This window comes from Thermoactinomyces sp. CICC 10523, from assembly GCF_016055105.1.
In the GTDB taxonomy this organism is placed as follows: Bacteria; Bacillota; Bacilli; order Thermoactinomycetales; family Thermoactinomycetaceae; genus Thermoactinomyces_A; species Thermoactinomyces_A daqus.
Window position 1 is genome coordinate 223770 of the sequence record NZ_JAECVX010000002.1, and the last position, 16736, is coordinate 240505.

Annotated in this window: 16 protein-coding genes; 14 read left to right on the top strand and 2 right to left on the bottom strand. The window is 46.6% G+C overall.

Annotation, left to right across the window (positions count from 1 at the left end; genetic code table 11):
• The first annotated feature begins 18 nt into the window (after positions 1-18).
• Entirely contained in the window at positions 19-1599 is a 1581-nt protein-coding gene (locus I8U19_RS04025; protein WP_198055246.1) for a SagB family peptide dehydrogenase, read from the top strand.
• 248 nt (positions 1600-1847) lie between these two features.
• Here I8U19_RS04025 and I8U19_RS04030 read toward each other — a convergent pair whose 3' ends face one another.
• Positions 1848-2537, bottom strand: a complete 690-nt coding sequence (locus tag I8U19_RS04030) for a phosphatase PAP2 family protein (protein WP_198055247.1) — start codon at positions 2535-2537, stop codon at positions 1848-1850.
• A 243-nt stretch (positions 2538-2780) separates the two neighbouring features.
• On the opposite strand from I8U19_RS04030, the gene I8U19_RS04035 reads away from it, so the two are divergent.
• From I8U19_RS04035 to I8U19_RS04075, 9 genes are all read left to right on the top strand, one after another.
• Positions 2781-3323 (top strand): undecaprenyl-diphosphatase, encoded by a 543-nt coding sequence (locus I8U19_RS04035; RefSeq protein WP_198055248.1) that lies wholly within the window; start codon positions 2781-2783, stop codon positions 3321-3323.
• A 333-nt stretch (positions 3324-3656) separates the two neighbouring features.
• The gene (locus tag I8U19_RS04040; RefSeq protein WP_198055249.1) at positions 3657-4208 is read left to right on the top strand and encodes an RNA polymerase sigma factor; all 552 of its coding nucleotides are present in this window, start codon (positions 3657-3659) and stop codon (positions 4206-4208) included.
• Positions 4205-4738, top strand: a complete 534-nt coding sequence (locus I8U19_RS04045; RefSeq protein WP_198055250.1) for an anti-sigma factor family protein — start codon at positions 4205-4207, stop codon at positions 4736-4738. The genes I8U19_RS04040 and I8U19_RS04045 overlap by 4 nt, the downstream gene beginning before the upstream one ends.
• Positions 4735-5583 (top strand): bactofilin family protein, encoded by an 849-nt coding sequence (locus tag I8U19_RS04050; protein ID WP_198055251.1) that lies wholly within the window; start codon positions 4735-4737, stop codon positions 5581-5583. The genes I8U19_RS04045 and I8U19_RS04050 overlap by 4 nt, the downstream gene beginning before the upstream one ends.
• Positions 5584-5876: 293 nt before the next feature.
• Positions 5877-6614: an MBL fold metallo-hydrolase gene (locus tag I8U19_RS04055; RefSeq protein ID WP_198055252.1), complete on the top strand. Its 738-nt coding sequence runs from the start codon at positions 5877-5879 to the stop codon at positions 6612-6614.
• A gap of 176 nt (positions 6615-6790) precedes the next feature.
• Positions 6791-7330, top strand: coding sequence for a dihydrofolate reductase (locus tag I8U19_RS04060; RefSeq protein WP_052154165.1), 540 nt, complete (start codon positions 6791-6793; stop codon positions 7328-7330).
• Positions 7331-7746: 416 nt separating this feature from the next.
• Positions 7747-8286 carry a hypothetical protein gene (locus I8U19_RS04065; RefSeq protein WP_198055253.1) on the top strand — a complete coding sequence of 180 codons (540 nt, stop codon included), beginning with the start codon at positions 7747-7749 and terminating at the stop codon, positions 8284-8286.
• Between the two features lie 578 nt (positions 8287-8864).
• A complete protein-coding gene (locus I8U19_RS04070) occupies positions 8865-9740 on the top strand; it encodes an NAD(P)-dependent oxidoreductase (protein WP_198055254.1) in 876 nt (291 codons plus the stop codon).
• Between the two features lie 776 nt (positions 9741-10516).
• Positions 10517-10684: a hypothetical protein gene (locus I8U19_RS04075; RefSeq protein ID WP_198055255.1), complete on the top strand. Its 168-nt coding sequence runs from the start codon at positions 10517-10519 to the stop codon at positions 10682-10684.
• Between the two features lie 63 nt (positions 10685-10747).
• On the opposite strand, the gene I8U19_RS04080 is transcribed toward I8U19_RS04075, so the two are convergent.
• The gene (locus tag I8U19_RS04080) at positions 10748-11809 is read right to left on the bottom strand and encodes a murein hydrolase activator EnvC family protein (RefSeq protein ID WP_198055256.1); all 1062 of its coding nucleotides are present in this window, start codon (positions 11807-11809) and stop codon (positions 10748-10750) included.
• A gap of 957 nt (positions 11810-12766) precedes the next feature.
• On the opposite strand from I8U19_RS04080, the gene cas6 reads away from it, so the two are divergent.
• From cas6 to I8U19_RS04100, 4 genes are all read left to right on the top strand, one after another.
• The gene (cas6, locus tag I8U19_RS04085) at positions 12767-13564 is read left to right on the top strand and encodes a CRISPR system precrRNA processing endoribonuclease RAMP protein Cas6 (protein WP_198055257.1); all 798 of its coding nucleotides are present in this window, start codon (positions 12767-12769) and stop codon (positions 13562-13564) included.
• Positions 13565-14523: 959 nt separating this feature from the next.
• The gene (locus I8U19_RS04090) at positions 14524-14856 is read left to right on the top strand and encodes a PadR family transcriptional regulator (RefSeq protein ID WP_198055258.1); all 333 of its coding nucleotides are present in this window, start codon (positions 14524-14526) and stop codon (positions 14854-14856) included.
• Positions 14846-15214: a DUF1048 domain-containing protein gene (locus I8U19_RS04095; protein ID WP_033100927.1), complete on the top strand. Its 369-nt coding sequence runs from the start codon at positions 14846-14848 to the stop codon at positions 15212-15214. Before I8U19_RS04090 ends, I8U19_RS04095 begins: the two co-directional genes overlap by 11 nt.
• Positions 15215-15419: 205 nt before the next feature.
• Positions 15420-16649: a serine hydrolase domain-containing protein gene (locus I8U19_RS04100; protein ID WP_198055354.1), complete on the top strand. Its 1230-nt coding sequence runs from the start codon at positions 15420-15422 to the stop codon at positions 16647-16649.
• The last annotated feature ends 87 nt before the right edge of the window (positions 16650-16736 follow it).

The window sequence follows — 16736 nt, forward strand, 5'->3', positions numbered from 1 at the left end:
CATTCGGGAGAGATAAGGATGAATCTGGATGAGTTTCTGCAGTCGCTGCATTTTGATGTCGACAAAGTCAGGCCGCCGGACTGTAAGGTGGACTGGGAGGATGCACCGCTTCCCTATAAACTTTATCAGGATTTGCCTGCGATCCCCCTGTCATCGGAAGTTCCGCTGTCGCTCATCGGAGGAGAAGCGCCCGTGCAGCCCCGTCTTCGCGAAATGGGACATTTTCTCTGGTATGGATACGGGCTCACCCAATGTTCCCAGCCTGCTTATGCACTCGATTCCACGGGAAAAGGCCGGGGACCGATGCACCGCAGTCGCCGGTTTGTTCCCTCAGGAGGGGCGTTGTATCCAAACGAATTGTATCTCTATTTGAAGATGGAAGAGGTGCCGGACGGAATCTATCATTATGATGTGGCACATCACCGGCTTGTCTTGTTGCGCGAGGGGAATTTTGATTCCTATTTGCTCCGGGCGCTCGGCAACCGCTGCGATTGGTCGTCATGTTTTGCCACGGTTTTTGTTTCAACCGTCTTTTGGAAAAATTTTTTTAAATACAATTACTTTTCCTATCGGCTGCAAGGGTTGGATGCCGGCGCACTGATCGGTCAGTTGCTGGAATTGGCAAAACGGTTCGGCTTCGTCTCCGGCGTCTGCTTCCAATTTCTCGATCGGGCTGTGAACCATCTGCTCGGGTTAAGTGAACAAGAGGAAAGCGTATATGCCGTGATTCCGCTGTCACTGCAGCCGGTGGACGCTTGGTTTGCCGGGGGATCGGACGGAGACGGGCAGGTCAGGGACAGGGAATTGTGCCGGGAATTGCCGGAAATACGGCACCGGCATTTCATTCGCTCGCGGAAGGTAAAACCGTATCCGATGCTGGTGAAGATGAATCAGGCGGCGATGTTGGAAACCATGCCGTCGTTTCAACGGCCGGCCGGCGGGAAGCGCGTCAGCGGTGAGGGGCCGTCACTCACTTTGCCTGAGGCGGACCGATTGTCATATGATCTGGCAGCGGCCTGCCGAAAGCGGTACTCACCTGGCATGGATTTCTTTTTGGGCAAAGTGTGCCAACATCAACTGGCTGCTCTGCTTAAAGAGGCAACCGTTTCCTTCGCCTATCGCAATGATTTGGATGCATCACAGGAAAAAGCCAGGCCTCGTATCTCGCTTGCAGGCTGTTTTTATGGCGTTGAAGGCATCCCGGATGGTGCCTATCGCTATGACAGCGATGCTCATGCTTTGCAATTGCTGCAGCCCGGAGATCATCGGTTCAGTTTGCAACAGGGAATGACCTTGCACAATGTCAATCTGTTCCAGGTTCCCCTCTGCCTGCATGTGACCGGAGACCGGAATCATTTGAAGGAGGCACTTGGATACAGGGGATATCGCATCCAACAGATGGAAGCGGGCATGCTGATGCAGCGATTATTGTTGGCGGCGTCGGCGCTCGGGATGGGAGGACATCCGCTTCTCGGATTTGATGTGAACCTTAGTGACGGGCTTTACGGGATGAAATCGCGAGGAGAAACATGCCTGTTGCAGATTCCGGTCGGTCCTGTCCGTCCTCATCCGCAACTGCAAGGAAATCTTCATGCTTAGAGAAGAATAGGAGAATTGCACAGGAATATATGCCTGCGGCAGGTTATGCCAGGACATAGCTTTATCGCAGAGATTGCAAAGATGGCTTGCACTCGTCGCGTCATGTTTTCCGTTTAATCCTTTGAGTGCGGTTCTCCGGCGTTGATGACGGCCAAAGTTTTGTGCCAATCCACATTCCCGGGCCTCCCGGTTCTCCCTTCACTTTTTTGCGCTTTCTCTCCTTGTCGCTAACCAAGAGGAACACCGGTTCAGCTGTGGCTGTGATTGTCGATTGTTTGCCAAACCATGATACAAATGATCAGCCATGCTCCTCCGGCGACAAAACCGGCGATGACATCACTGGGAAAATGAACCCGCAGATAAACCCGGCTCAAGCCAATCAAAAAAATGAGCATTCCTGTAAAGGCCGGCAAAGGCCAAGAACATTTCCCTTGCTTTTGCCGGCTTCGCCAGATGCAATAGCCCAGCATGCCGTAAAACGAAGCGGCTGCCATCGCGTGCCCGCTGGGAAAACTGTATCCGCCGGCTTCGACCAGATGCGGGAGCGTAGGGCGGGAACGGTGAAATATCTCTTTCAGGAAGAGGTTTAATAATTCGCTCCCGGACAGGCTGATCGCCAACATCACGGCTTGCCAGTGCTTTTTGGAGCGGAAGAGCAGCCAGGCCACTGTTCCCAATAACAAAGGAACCTCTACAAAGGCCGAGCCCAGAGTGGTAATCCAGACTGCTGCTGTTGTTACTCCCGGTTCGGTAAAGCGGTAGATCCACTCACCGATGATGGTGTCAAACAGCTTTAATTTACCGTGTATGAGATCTTCAGATAATGCGGCAAAAGTTCCCAAGAGCGACATGAACATCAGCATTTCCCAGAGGAACTGCTTTTTCTTTTTGCTGAGCGAAGAGAGGAAACTGATGAGGATTTTATCCGATTTGGCCATCGCTGATCAACCTTCTTGCATTTTATATGTTCTTACTGTAGACAAAGGACACCGGCGAAAGATAAAAAGTTCATACTTGACCCGTTTTCATGAAGAAATTCCTCTTTTTTGCAATAATCCCGGGACAGAAACCATGCCTGTCATCAATCGGAAGAATTTTTTTGTTTTCACGTGAACTTATTTTGTTCATTTGGTGTCTTTGCAGATGTACAAACGGAAAGAAAAAAGAAGGAGAGGTTGGCTTTGGATTACAGACTGTTTCAATATATCAATGGATTGGCGGGGCATAACGCAGTGCAGGACCATGTTTTTGAGGCGCTCAGCTCTTATGGTCCCTACGTTTGTGTGCTCGTCGTCATGATCATGGCACTTCGTCCCGCTACGCGCCTGGCCGCCGTATTTGGTTTTGTGTCACCCTGTGTGGCGATGGCGGTGAATTTTTTAATCGGAGTTCTATATAATCGGCCGCGTCCGTTTGTCACTCACCATGTCCATTTGTTATTGCCTCACGATCCCAACGCCTCTTTTCCCAGCGACCATACGGCCGGAGCGGTGGCGATTGCGATGGCGCTTTGGTTCTTTAGCAGAAAAGCTGGGGTGCCTATGTTTCTGTTGGCTTTGCTGATCGGGTTCTCCCGCATTTATGTAGGACATCATTATCCGACGGATGTTCTGGGAGGTCTGGCAGTCGGCGTTGTGAGTGCGATTATCGTCCATCAGGCGGGAACCAAACTGGTCAAACGTTATCTTCCTTCAATGGTAAAAGAAAAAGAAGAAGCAGCCTGATCAAAAACGGGATGTCAACGGCCTGGTTCTGGATTTGAACCAGGCTTTTTCCGTGAAGTGCATTGCAGTCCGGTCATGGTGCGCGCTTTTCTCCTGATTCCCCAAGATTTTCAAGGAGACTTGAGTGTACCGGGAACTTTTATCTCCCGGTTGTGCCGGTCTGTGTACCTGGGTGGTATTCATGCAGTACGGATTTGCAGGGGATAATTCTCGTAGATCCTTTTTTTTGCCAGGTGAGTTGCCAGTGTGAACTTTTTTGCTTGACGTACTGTCTTTACGTTAAAAGAAAAGGATGACCGGAACGGGAATGGAGGCAAGAGTGGAGGGAGTGTGGTGGATCAAAGTTTAACCCAACTTATCAAACAGGTGAAACAGGGAGATAAACAGGCATTTGCCCGGCTGGTGGACCGATATAAGCGTCAGGTTTTTTATCAGGCCTATGCTATGCTTAAGGATAGGGAAGATGCGGAAGACATTGCACAAGAAGCTTTTATTAAGGCCTTTTTTTCCATGAATCAACTGGAAAGCGCCTATGCGTTTACAGCTTGGTTAAGCCGGATCGTTTATAATCTGTGTCAAGACCGGATCAAACAAAGAGAAAAACAGAGGCGGGTGATCAGGGAATGGATTCATGAACAGAGAGACCGGATCAGTCATTCGGGAAACCAGATTGAGCAGAAACAAGTGCAGCTCGATTTAAAATGCGCCCTCCAAAGGTTGACTCTGGAGCACCGTACGATTCTGGTGTTGAGGGAGATTCAGGGCTTGTCCTATCGGGAGATCAGCGAAATCATCGGTGTTCCGGAAGGGACCGTCAAGTCTCGCATACATAACGCGCGCCTTGCTTTACGCGCGGAATTGGAAAAAGAGGGGGGTTTAAAGTGAATCATGTGAAAGAGATGCTCTCTGCTTATATGGATCATGAACTGCCAGCAAGCGAAAAAGAAGAAGTGGAGAAACATCTGCAAACATGCTCCGATTGCCGGGATGCTCTAGATCGGTTAATGGAGATGAAAATGCTTTTGGCGCAGTCTCTGGAAGAGATCGAGATTCCGGAAGCTTTTACCAATAAGGTCATGTTGACCATTGATCAGCGGGAGCAGGTCATGATCAGCAGGGAAGATACAAGAAGAAGACCGTCCCTGTTTTCCAATCGGGCGTTGCAACGGGGTGTGATTGCCAGCATCTTGCTTTTGTTTATCGCCGACGGCGTGCTGATGTCAGCATTTGCGTTTCTGTTGTCCTTTCAATTCCTCAGCTTTTTCGTGGGCTTGTCGCATGCGGTGTTGACGTTGATTACGGCTCTCCCCTATATTGGAACCATTGTTTCCGTCACTTCCTTGCTGGTCATCCCGCTTTTCGGATGGTGTCTGTGGCAACTGTTAAGCTCGAAAAAGGTGGAACTATGGTCATGAAACAAAAAGTGCTTCTGTTGTTGTCCCTCTGTCTATGTATTCTGGTGTGGGCTCTGCCGGCCAGCGCGAACGCACTCCATCCGGTTTTTCAACCGGGAAATACACTTTTCTCCGATGATAATATCACGATCGGACCGCAGGAGTCGATTGAACACGTGGTCGACCTTGGCGGAAATGTGACCATTGCCGGAAGAGTGCATGAGGTAGTCGTCATCGGCGGCAACCTCCATCTTCAAAAAAGTGCCCGGGTACGGGATTTCATCTTGGTAATCGGCGGTTCTGTCACACAAGAGCCGGGAACGATTACCACTGACAGTTTATTTCACATCGGGACGAACAACCAGATTGTGAACAGTTTGCTGATCACCGGCACCACCCTGTTTGGCTTATGGTTTTTCCAATTGTCACTGAGCTTGGTCCTCATCCTTCTCTCCGTCGGTGCCGCGGTATTTTGGCAAAAGAGGATGGAAGCGTTTATTCAGCCCATCCGGCTGGATTTTAAGAGGCTGATGCTGATCGGATTTGCTGCCGGTCTCCTGCTTGTTGCCGTGGGAAGCGTGCTTATCCTCAGTATCATCGGACTGCCGCTCGCGCTGGCTTTGTTCCTTTTGGTCATCGTTTTTACGGTGATCGGTTTGACTGCCGTTTCCATGATGATCGGGGGGCAGTTTCCGTCTGCACATGAACGGCAACCATGGTTAAATGCAGCGATCGGGTCGGTATTGATCGTGGCTCTGCTCAATTTTCCCCTGATCGGTTTTTTCATTTTCCTGGGGCTTTATTGGCTGGCTTTGGGACTTCTGACTACCTGGCTGTGGGAAAAAAAGAAGATGTTGTTCAAATAGAAGCGTTAAAAAAGCATCCGGGATCGCAACATTTATCCGGATGCTTTTTTATTTCCGATGACATATCTCCATACGCCTCAGAAAGTGATTCGATCGAATTTTGCTTCGCGGGCCGGACGGATGGACTTCGGCTACCAAAAGGGGGAGATGATATGGATCTTGAATATCCTTAATATGGATTTAAAGAGAATATTTAAATGTCAGGTTTGTTTTAATAAAAAGGGTGGGAATGTTTAAGAGGCTGAAGCAAGAAAAGCGGGTCTTGCCAAGTTCTCAGGTCGGAGGGAGTCAGGATGCATCAAGTCCATTTGCTTGAGATCGAATTTGAAAATGACGGACTGAAGCAAGTTTATACACCGGTTCTGATTCAGGATGAGCATGAAATGATTCTGATTGATTGCGGGTATCCAAATTCCGGGGATCATCTTGAAAAGGCGGCGGAACAAGCCGGTGTTTCGTTATCGGGCCTGACCAGGGTCATTGTGACACATCATGATCTTGATCATGCGGGGGCATTGTCCGGTCTGAAGAAAAAGTATCCGCACATTGAAATTATTGCGCATGAACTGGAACGGCCTTACATCGAAGGAAAGAAAAAGTCTCTGCGACTCGAACAAGCAGAAGCCATGCTTGCCGTTATCAAAAATGAAGAGAAGGCTGATGCTGAACGATTCATTTCCTTTTTGCAAACTTATGAGCCGGCAACAGTTGACCGTACGGTCGTGGCTGGTGAGCGATTGCCCTGGTGCGGCGGCATTGAGATTGTCCATACGCCGGGTCACATGCCGGGGCATATCTCGCTGTATTTGCTGTTCAGCAAAACGATGATCGCCGGAGACGCCGTTGTGGTGGAACACGGAAGGCTGAACATTGCAAATCCGCAGTACACGTTGGATATGGAAGAAGCGCTGCGTTCTGTCCGGCGATTGCTTGACTACGACATTGATCATCTGATCTGTTATCACGGAGGCACATTCCATGGCGATATTAAAAATGCGTTGAAACAACTGATTCAGGATGATGCTTTGTAGCATTGGATTCATCCGGCAAACCGATGCAGAACCAGCCAATCTTTGCAGACCGATGGCCCGGGAGCGAAGCTTGTTTACGATAAGTACAAATTGTTGAAAGACTTAATGTAATTTATTTCCACCGTTTCCAAATTGATGATCTCGGACTTATTGATTATAATCACGGAGAGAGAAGATTGGCTGAATGTCGTTATTTTGATTGGAGTGGTTTTGTGTTTAATATTATCGTAGCTTATGATCAGAACAGGGGAATTGGCAAAGACAACAAATTGCCTTGGAACATTCCGGATGATCTGAAGCACTTTCAACAAATGACTCTCGGGAAGACGGTTATAATGGGAAGAAAAACGTACGAGTCAATTGGCCAACCTCTGGAAGGAAGAGCAAATATCGTACTTACCTCAAGCTGGGGTAATGTGGAACATGATCCATTGAAGCAACAAAACATTACGATATTCAAAGATCCGGAACCCATTCTCAACATGAATAACCAGGAAGATATGTTTATCATCGGCGGACAAAAGATCTTTGAACTCTTTCTTCCGCACGTAAAACGGATCTATGCCACGGAGATACATGACACTTTTGACTGTGATACGTTTTTCCCGGAATTCAAACACCTTGATTTTAAAGAAATTGAAAGAAAGCCAGGATCAGTGGATGAGGAAAATCAGATTCCTCATGATTTTGTTGTTTATGAAAGGAGTCCGGAATAACCGGACTCCTTTCATAATTATTCTTTGCGTGCCCGGAAGACCTCTGACCTCTGGCTTCAGCCATGGGGATGAGAGAGGGCGTCAGACGTGGGAGTGAATACGCAACGATCTTTTGTTCTCTTTTTTTGTACCTGTTTAATTGGAAATCATTGTTGTAAATCGGCAATGGATGAAGAATGTTTAAACTGTTCAAAGTGATCGAAACGCCATGTACGACTGACCAATCCCTTCCTTTTGGATAACCCCTTGCAAAATCGTTCGAAACTCCGGCATGACCCAACGGTGAAAAAATATTTCTTATCTGAACTTTTCTTCCCACTGGGAAGTCTTTTTTTATTGGTTCCGAAAACTGATTAATCGGATCACGTGATGGATTAGTTTCCTATTTGAGAAATAATAAAGAAAGGTGAAAAAGAATGCAGCAAATGATAAAAAAACATTGGATACAAAACAAGAAGGAACGCAAATGGGTATATGCCGCACTGGGGTTCGCTGCGGCCATTGTCTTTATCGGGCTGTGGAGAATAGCTCATATTTCCCTGTATGCCTTGCATACCCTTCAATTTAAATCTTCATTTAAGAATTTCGGTTCGTTGGCGAGAATTGCGCTTTTTATTGTTTTAGCTTATTATGTTTGTCTTTTCATCCTGCAAAAACGATTGGCAGAACGTTGGGGTTTTCTTAAAAAATGGGTGATATCCATGTCTCGCGTGGCTCGAAGTTTGCATACGCCTGTTGCGATCATTGCAATGGGGCTGATCATTCTTCATGTGGTGGGAGCTTTTCTTTATGGTTTTCGGTTCGATTTCAACAATCTCAGCGGGTTGCTTGCATTGTTCGCTTTGCTGCCTGTGCCCGTTTCCGGCTTGTTTCGGTATCGAAGATTGGATCGAAAATGGCATTTGCGGTTAGGATTGGCTTTCGCTGTTTTGTTTTTGATTCATGCATTTTTGTAAAAGTCAATGTCCGCCTGTCACATGGGAACCGTCTTGGCTGGTTATTCTTCTTTCGGTTGTTCCGATCTGAAGAAACCGGCTTTTTTATGTCGGTTAACAGGAGTGGCCAGAAAGGGCACGGCTGCTTCTTAGATAAAACCTCTGTTGACCCGGATGGTTTGACCCGTGATCCATGAATCTCTCAATTTCCTCCTCTGACTTTCCAACCCTGTCATCTCCATGGATAAGCTTTTCTTCCTTTCCCCTTTTTCGGCAAAAATAATTTTTCTCTTTTCGATCCATGCTTTCTATTCTTATTTTGCGAACAATCATCCACCATTTATGGATTTGATTGAAGAGGCCTTCCTGCCTTGTAATCCCCGGCGGGTCAGGAGACTAAGGTCCGTCACGCCGATACATAATAGGGATATATCCCATGTTACCTCATCATGTCCGTGATCATACATGGACCATGATGAAATGGGCCGAAATGGACACTTGATTTTTGAACAGGCAGAATCATACAGTTGCAGATATTGCATGTATGTTGCACTTCCCTGATAATACACTTGTAACTTTGAAAGACAGGTGGTATGGAAATGCATACATTGGGATGGATTGGATTGGGTCATATGGGAGCACCGATGGCCATGAATCTTTTGCAAGCAGGATGCAAGGTGAATGTTTATAATCGTTCCCGGGAAAAAACAACGCCTTTGACAGAATCGGGAGCAACCCGGCTGAATTCACCGAAAGAAATCGTGGAGCAATCGGATATTATTTTCATGATGCTGTCAGACTCAAATGCGGTTCGGGCTGTATTAACCCAGGAAAATGGAGTTTTGGCAGCCATGAGGCCAGGTAAAGTGGTCGTGGACATGAGTACAATTTCCCCGGAAGATACCATGTCCTTTGCGAGCATGGTATCAAAAAGGGGCGGCGTGTACCTGGATGCACCCGTGTCCGGTTCAGTGGGAGTTGCAAAAGCAGGCCAATTAGTGATAATTGCGGGAGGGGATCAGCAGGCGATCGAAATTTGCCAGCCTTATTTTAATATTTTAGGTAAGAAAACCATATATTTTGGTTCTAGCGGAAAAGGCAGTTCGGCAAAATTGGCGATTAATTTGTTACTGGGCGTGATCGGACAAGGTATCGGGGAAACCTTAGTATTTGCAGAGAAATCAGGATTGGATAAAGAGAAAGTATTGGATATGATCTCCCAGTCCGCATTGAATACTGCGCTATTCCAAGGCAAGAAAGATATGTACCGCAATGAGGAATTCCCTTCTGCATTTATGGTGGAACTCATGTCCAAAGATTTAGGACTGATCAAAGCTGAAGCTGATCGGATGAACATAACATTGCCGCTTGCTGAAGCAACAAATATTACTTATCGTTCTGCAAAAGAAAATGGAAAAGCAAAATTAGATATGGCGGCCGTTTATTTGGAGTTAAAAGAAAAAAATACAAGATAGAATCAAATAAATGCTCCCTCCGATTTGAGAGGGAGCGGCTCCGAGATCAGAAACCGAAAGGATGAGGTTTGACATATCACGTGTCCAGACGGGTTCGTCATTTGACGGAAGTTAACTCAAGTTGTCTTCCGAATACATTTGCGTTGAGGCATCTGCATTAATTGCAAACTGCTTTCCCCTTCTTCTCGTTTAAACTTCCCGATTTCGCTTCCCGTATCCGAAAGAGTTTCCGGTACCCCTTGACCATTTCTGCGTTCTTTCACCAACTTTGCGTACTTCAGTTACCACATCTCATCAAAAATGATTCAAAATACCCGATCTTTCCCCAAAGCGGGTAAAAATCGGGCTTTGGCTTTACCTCATCGATTTATTCAGAAACTGCCAGAGCTTTCTCCCCAACCGTAACTGCGCGGGCCCCCATACGGATATCTGTATGGATACCGATTATATCTTCGCTGACGACGCCAAGGTGAATAAGGGTATCCGGGAGTCATTGGATAGAATGGATACCCCGGAGACCAAGGATAACCGGGAGTTGGATACCCGGGGGGCATGGGGTACTGCGATATCCAGTAAGCGTAATCCATCAAACCACTCCTTTGTATGTTTGCATGATCATTGTATGGTCGTCTACCGGCAAAGGAACCAAGTGATTTTCCCAAATTACGGCCCAATCCGAATCCGGCTCCGGTTTGGTTAAGCATAAAATTTACCAGAGTAAATGAGAGAGATGAAAGGCATAATAGATCAAAACTTTTAAAGAGAGGTCATTTCCAATGAAGAAACCGGACAAGAAAACAAATCATAACTATACGACGGAATTTACTTTTGAATTGTATGACCGGGAGCGGAATGGTCAACCAGTGACAAATTCGATCTTGGAATCGTATGGACAGGTCGGAATTTCAAATGAGCGTGATCAGATAAAAAAAGGCCGCAAGTAAGAACCTGCAGCCTTTGCATCGCTTTTCATTTGTCCAAAATGCCTGAGAACAAAAGGGGGTGGGTTATTGCAAATAAGGTTTGGGATTGACAGTATGCCCGTTTTTCCAAACCTCAAAATGCAAGTGATAACCGGTCGCTCCAATAAATCGTCCGTTGTTGCCCACCTCGGCGATTTTTTGGCCGCGGCTTACATGCTGACCGGCATGAACGGTTACAGTGCTTAAAAACATATGGGCGTACCGTGTTTGCAACCCATTTGGATGTTGTATATCAATATACACCCCGTAACCGTCCGGGTCGGAAGTACTTACCCTCAAAACTGTACCACTTTCCGCAGCGAAAATGGGGGTTCCTTTCGGACGCGGAAAATCGTCTCCTTTATGATAGTGATTCCCGCGGAACTGCATATAATTCCAGTACACCATACCCGGTGTAGTCGGCCAGCCCAATTGGCCGCTGCCTGAGTTAAAGTAACCGGCATATTGTTTCAAAACGGCATTTTCTTGCTTTTCATATTCTTCCAATTCGCTTTTGTGTTTGTCCAGCTCAGCTTCATATTGCTTGACTGCTTCATTTGCCTTTTCCATTTCCGCAGCCAGGCTTTTTTGTTTCTCGTTCAATTCAGCTTGCTGTTTCTCCAGATTTTTTTGCACAGTCATATATTCGTTAAACACCTGGTAATCACTTTCGACAATCAAACGCAATACCTCGTATCGTTTGAGGAAGTCACTGAACGAATCGGCTGCAAAGAGCTGGGCCATATAACTGTTGCTCCCTTGCAAATAGATCCGTTTCAGCTTATTTCCCAAGGATTGCCGTGATTGTTCCAACACTTTTTTGTTTGCTTCGATGTTTTTGTTCAATTTGGCGATCTGATCATTCAAAGCGCCTGCTCTTGCTTCAATTTCATGAATCCCCTTTTGCTTCTCGTCGATCAGTTTTTGGACTTTGGCGATTTCCGCTTTGGATTCACTCTGCTTTGATTTAATATCTTTCAGTTTTTGTTTGCCTTCCTCCGCTTTGGAGGTCGCGTATGCAGTCGGGATGGTTTTTTCCAAAGGTCCGGGAGTCAGACTGATCGTCAGGCAGACCGTCAGCACGGATATGATCAGTTTTCTCTTCATCAACCATCTCCTCTTTCCTGTTGGTATGTAATTGATCTGATTCACCCATTTCTATTACCCTATCATTTTATCAATAAAGATGAAATAGATCGGGTTTTACTCGAAAAATTACCATTTTGTTTGCATTTTATTTATTTCATAAAGGAAAAAACAGGAATTTGTTTTGTAATCAAGTTTATCAGGTAGAAACTTATGCAAAAATTGGATATACAATTCCCGTCCGGTGGTGAAGTGACGCATTGAATCCCGCAGGAATATTGACAGCTTGTTTCCATATGAAATCAAGGGTTGAGCCGGGGATCGTGAAAACTTCAGAAAAACATGTTGCAGTTGAAAAGCGGATGGTGAATGAGGGGAAACCGGTGATTTTTATGGAGTGAAAAGCGAACAGGCTATGGGATGAAAAGGATTTTGTCATCATGGTGTTAACAAAATCCGATCTTTTCATTGTTTTTTTAATTGATATAATAGTGGAAGAAGATTGGTTGCTATTTTGTAAACCTTAAATTTCATCGGTCAACCGAAGAAAAAATGGAATTTCATGTTTGTCATTGGCGAACACCCTGAGCTTCAAAAAAGACCCAAGAGATGTTCGGAAATGCCGAAGACCACAAAAATAAAGGGGAAACCGGATTTTTGATGAGAAAGAGATCCGGTTGAACAGTCAGAAACTTGGTCCAATAGAGGAGATGCTCGGAAAATAAAGGATAAACCCAATAAAATTAAGGGGTACAGCGAACGCCTTCTCAATCCATACACCTCAGGCAGGAGGATTGAAACGCAAGCTGGATGGGCGCATTGTAAGTTGGGTCAATGTCTCAATCCATACACCTCCGGCAGGAGGATGAAACTTTCTGGCGAACTTCGGCACTTCTGATAGAAGAAGATTAATAAAAACACCAATGAAAGCCTATCTCCATTCATGAAAGGAGAAGTCCGATTTTACAGGAGGATTCCATGTATCGTTTACGCTTGATGGCAGACTCGCCATATCACCGGAATACAGTTGGAGTGTTGTCAAAGCGATTCCATGCGTTTGTACTGAGGTCAATCCAAAGCCAGTCTCCCGTTTTGTCTCAACTTCTTCATGACAGAAAGAAACGGCAGGTATTTTCGACCCATCTGTTGTTGAAGAAAGGGGAGATGTGGATTAACACGCCGAATCGGGAACTGATTTCTTGTATCCAACAGCATTTGTTGCTTCATCCGGAAATTGACTTGATTGATTGGAAAGGAATCGTTCAGGAGTTTCATTGCCAAACATACTCCCGTTCTTTCATAGAGGAGAAGTTTTCACCCAATTTCACCCTGCATTTTTTGACTCCGACCACCTTTTATCAAAGAGGGAACTATTATCCCCTTCCTGAACTGAAACGCTTATTGTCCAGCGCAGCCAAAGCGTATGAGATTTTCAGCGGGGAACCGGTTGACTGGGGGGATCTTGAACCGCTGGTTCATCTGATCCGGATCGAGCAGGTGGAGGTGGCCACCGAGCGGGTTCATTTCGGAGAATTTAACGTCATCGGATTCAAGGGGAAAATAGCCATGAATATTAAGGCTTTGCCAAAGGAAAAGCAGCAAATGGTTTGGAAATTGATTTCCTATGGGGCACTGATGGGGTTTGGCTACAAGACTGCGTGGGGATTGGGACAAACCATGCTGGATCCCTTGGAGAAGCGACACATTTCCGAACACAGGAGGGCTTCGAAAAAATCCCCGGAGTTGTTCGGAAATCCCAAAACCCGCATGGGATAAGAAAAATCACCTGCAGAAAATGATTGCCAGGGGGTCTGGATAGCCGAATTTCCTGTTATGACAAGGAGATGTTCGGAAAGCCCTAGAGAGAGCCAAAGACGTTGAAGGTTTCAGCGAACGCCGTCTCAATCCATACACCTCGGGCAGGAGGATTGGAACATCATCAACAGAAAAAACGAAACGCATTCCTCCGAAGGGGCTTCAAGCTGCTGCAAAGACCGGGCGAATTCAGGACGAAGATATCATTGAACGCAAGCAGGAACTGGAATGTTAATCTGTGGGCACAAATTTCCATAAAACAAAAGGGGAAAACCATAAGTTTGTAAAAGCCGGGGAGATTTTGTTCTGACCCTGGCTTTTTTGTTCGGTTCAGCTTTCTCCATGAACACGGTTTATGTAACTTTCGGAGATATGTACAAGCCCATTAGCATAATCTTTTATCTGTGTCTGGCATGTTTACTGATTCAATCAATGATGCGTATACGTTTTCTTCAAAATGAAGAAAAAAGGTTTGTGAAAGGTGGCGATTCGCATATGAGACGTTTTGGTGAACCCGAGCCGTTTGATGTGGTTGCGCTTAAAGATCCGTATGAGTTCGACCTGGATATCGATCCACCGCGTTCGTAGGGGAGTTGTTACGTGAACTGTATTCAGAAGAAGAGATGATCCAGGATTTAAGTGTGATCAATAAAGAATTAAAAGCGCAGGAGACCGAAGTCGAAAAATTACAGGAATGGTAGCACATTTCCATGTGAAACGGTTTCCTCGGGGCTGTATTACTGGTCAGGACATCCCGGATCAGCAATCAGCCCATCCGTTGTTTTCGGTGTTCGCTGCTTCTACCCCCCCCAAATTTTTCACATTTTCAGGAAAAAATAAATCAGGATATTGACACTACCATCTACCTAGTAATACTATATAGATGTACTAAGTGTTACAAAGTAGAGGGGATGCTCGCTTTGGAAGATTTGACCGAGATGCTAAAGGGTATTTTGGAGGGTTGTGTACTCGAAATCATCAGCCGGAAAGAAACTTATGGCTACGAGATCGTGAAAAAGTTGAATTCCCTAGGTTTTGAAGATGTTGTTGAAGGAACGGTATACACGATTTTACTGAGGCTAGAAAAGAACAAATTAGTCAACATTCAGAAGAAGCCTTCTAAAATCGGACCGCCACGAAAGTTCTACACACTCAATGAGGCGGGGCGAAATCAACTCCAAACCTTTTGGCGTAAATGGGATTTTATCGCATCAAAAATAAATGAATTAAAGGAGAATAAAGATGGAAATTAATATTTTTTCGATTTTACAAAGATGGAAACAAGAAAAAGCGGAATATAGACGTTACAAAAAACGGATTAATTCTCTGCCAAGGGATTATCAGATCGTGATGAATGAGATTGAGAATTTCTTATGGACTTCTGCAGCCGATCATGACTCTGCCATGTTCATGTTTAAAGTGCTACAAGATGTACTGGAATTTTTTGAATCAAAAGCACAAGAGGGAATGGATGTACTTGATGTAGTGGGGCAGGATGTCGGTGGTTTTTGCGATGATCTGTTGCATGAGCTTCAAGGGCAAACTTGGAACGGAAAAAGAAAAGAACAATTGAACGAGAACATTCGTAAAAAGCTCGGTAGAGGGGAATAGGCTTTTTGGGGTCAAAGATTAAGTTGAAGATTTTACGTTGCAGATCGTTTCCTGCATTCGGTTTTCAAAGAACTACTACTATTCGAACAAAGGTCTTCCAGGCTTGCGAGAGGGGTAAAAATCCTCTTCCCTCGCCTGACGCTCGCTCTCATCCCCATAGCTGAAGCAGAGCTTTCGCAAAGACAGAACAAAGGAGAGATTCATGATGGGACAAAAAAGCAGAGGATTCTCCAAAGCAGGGTTGCGTAGAATGCGTGACGTGCTGGAACGGCATGTCGAGTCCGGGAAGATTCCTGGACTTGTCGCCCTGGTCAGCCGGTGCGGTGAGACTCACGTCGAAGCGATCGGGACAATGCGCCATGACGGTGGCGCGCCGATGCGCCGGGACACGATCTTCCGGATGGCCTCGACATCCAAGCCGGTTACGATGGCAGCGGCGATGGTCCTGCTCGACGAGTGCAAGCTGCGGCTGGATGATCCAGTAGAGCAGTGGCTGCCTGAACTCGCCAACCGGCAGGTGCTGAAGCGAGTCGATGGCCCGCTCGACGAAACCGTGCCTGCGCGAAGACCGATAACCGTACGGGATCTGTTGACCTCTACGTTCGGGCTTGGAATGGATTTGACGTCGCTAGACTTTCCAATCATGGCTGCAGTTTTTGAGCATGGTATATTCCCTCAAAGAATGACAGATTATCCTGAGCCGGACGAGTGGATGCGCCGCCTTGGAATGCTTCCGCTAATGTACCAGCCTGGAGAGCGCTGGCAGTACCACATCAGTCACGATGTACTCGGCGTACTTGTCGCCAGGGTAACAGGGCAGCCATTCGCTACGTTCCTGCACGAACGGATCTTCGATCCATTGGGGATGAAGGACACTGGTTTCTATGTGCCCTCCAACAAGATTGACAGGTTGCCAACCGCCTACAGCCCTGATCCGCAGACCGGAGAGTTTATCGTATGGGACGAAGCTGCAGGCGGACAATACAGCCAGCCTCTGGCGTTCCAGTCAGGCGGCAGTGGGTTGGTCTCCACCGTCGACGATTATCATTCGTACTTCCAGATGCTGCTGAATCACGGAATGCACGGGACCAAACGGATCCTGTCCCGGCCTGCCGTCCAGCTGATGACCACCAACCGCCTCACACCCGAGCAACAAGCTGCCCGAGACGCACTGGCCAAAAACAACGTACATGTATCGTTCGGCCAAGGGCAGCATGGCGGCTGGGGCTTCGGGATGGCGGTGCGCACCTATCGTGGCGACTACGCGTCCATCGGTCAGTTTGGCTGGGACGGTGGTACCGGCACCTCGGCGTACGCTGACCCGGACAAACAGCTCATCGGAATCCTGCTCACCCAGGTCGGGATGTCCACCCCGGATTCAGCGCGGCTGATCCACGACTTCTGGACTATGGTTTACCAAGCAATCGAAGACTGACCGAGCCCGTTCCCCTCTTTTCATATTCTTACAATTCGCTTTTAAAGCGGAAATGGCCAAAGTCAGAACGGGGGGCTTTGGCTTCGG

Bases quoted from the DNA above. Each gene is read 5' to 3' on its own strand.
- I8U19_RS04080 (WP_198055256.1), bottom strand. From the start codon at position 11,809: ATGAAGAGAAAACTGATCATATCCGTGCTGACGGTCTGCCTGACGATC.
- I8U19_RS04025 (WP_198055246.1), top strand. From the start codon at position 19: ATGAATCTGGATGAGTTTCTGCAGTCGCTGCATTTTGATGTCGACAAA.
- I8U19_RS04065 (WP_198055253.1), top strand. From the start codon at position 7,747: ATGCAGCAAATGATAAAAAAACATTGGATACAAAACAAGAAGGAACGC.
- I8U19_RS04100 (WP_198055354.1), top strand. From the start codon at position 15,420: ATGGGACAAAAAAGCAGAGGATTCTCCAAAGCAGGGTTGCGTAGAATG.
- I8U19_RS04070 (WP_198055254.1), top strand. From the start codon at position 8,865: ATGCATACATTGGGATGGATTGGATTGGGTCATATGGGAGCACCGATG.
- I8U19_RS04050 (WP_198055251.1), top strand. From the start codon at position 4,735: ATGAAACAAAAAGTGCTTCTGTTGTTGTCCCTCTGTCTATGTATTCTG.
- I8U19_RS04095 (WP_033100927.1), top strand. From the start codon at position 14,846: ATGGAAATTAATATTTTTTCGATTTTACAAAGATGGAAACAAGAAAAA.
- I8U19_RS04055 (WP_198055252.1), top strand. From the start codon at position 5,877: ATGCATCAAGTCCATTTGCTTGAGATCGAATTTGAAAATGACGGACTG.
- cas6 (WP_198055257.1), top strand. From the start codon at position 12,767: ATGTATCGTTTACGCTTGATGGCAGACTCGCCATATCACCGGAATACA.
- I8U19_RS04075 (WP_198055255.1), top strand. From the start codon at position 10,517: ATGAAGAAACCGGACAAGAAAACAAATCATAACTATACGACGGAATTT.
- I8U19_RS04030 (WP_198055247.1), bottom strand. From the start codon at position 2,537: ATGGCCAAATCGGATAAAATCCTCATCAGTTTCCTCTCTTCGCTCAGC.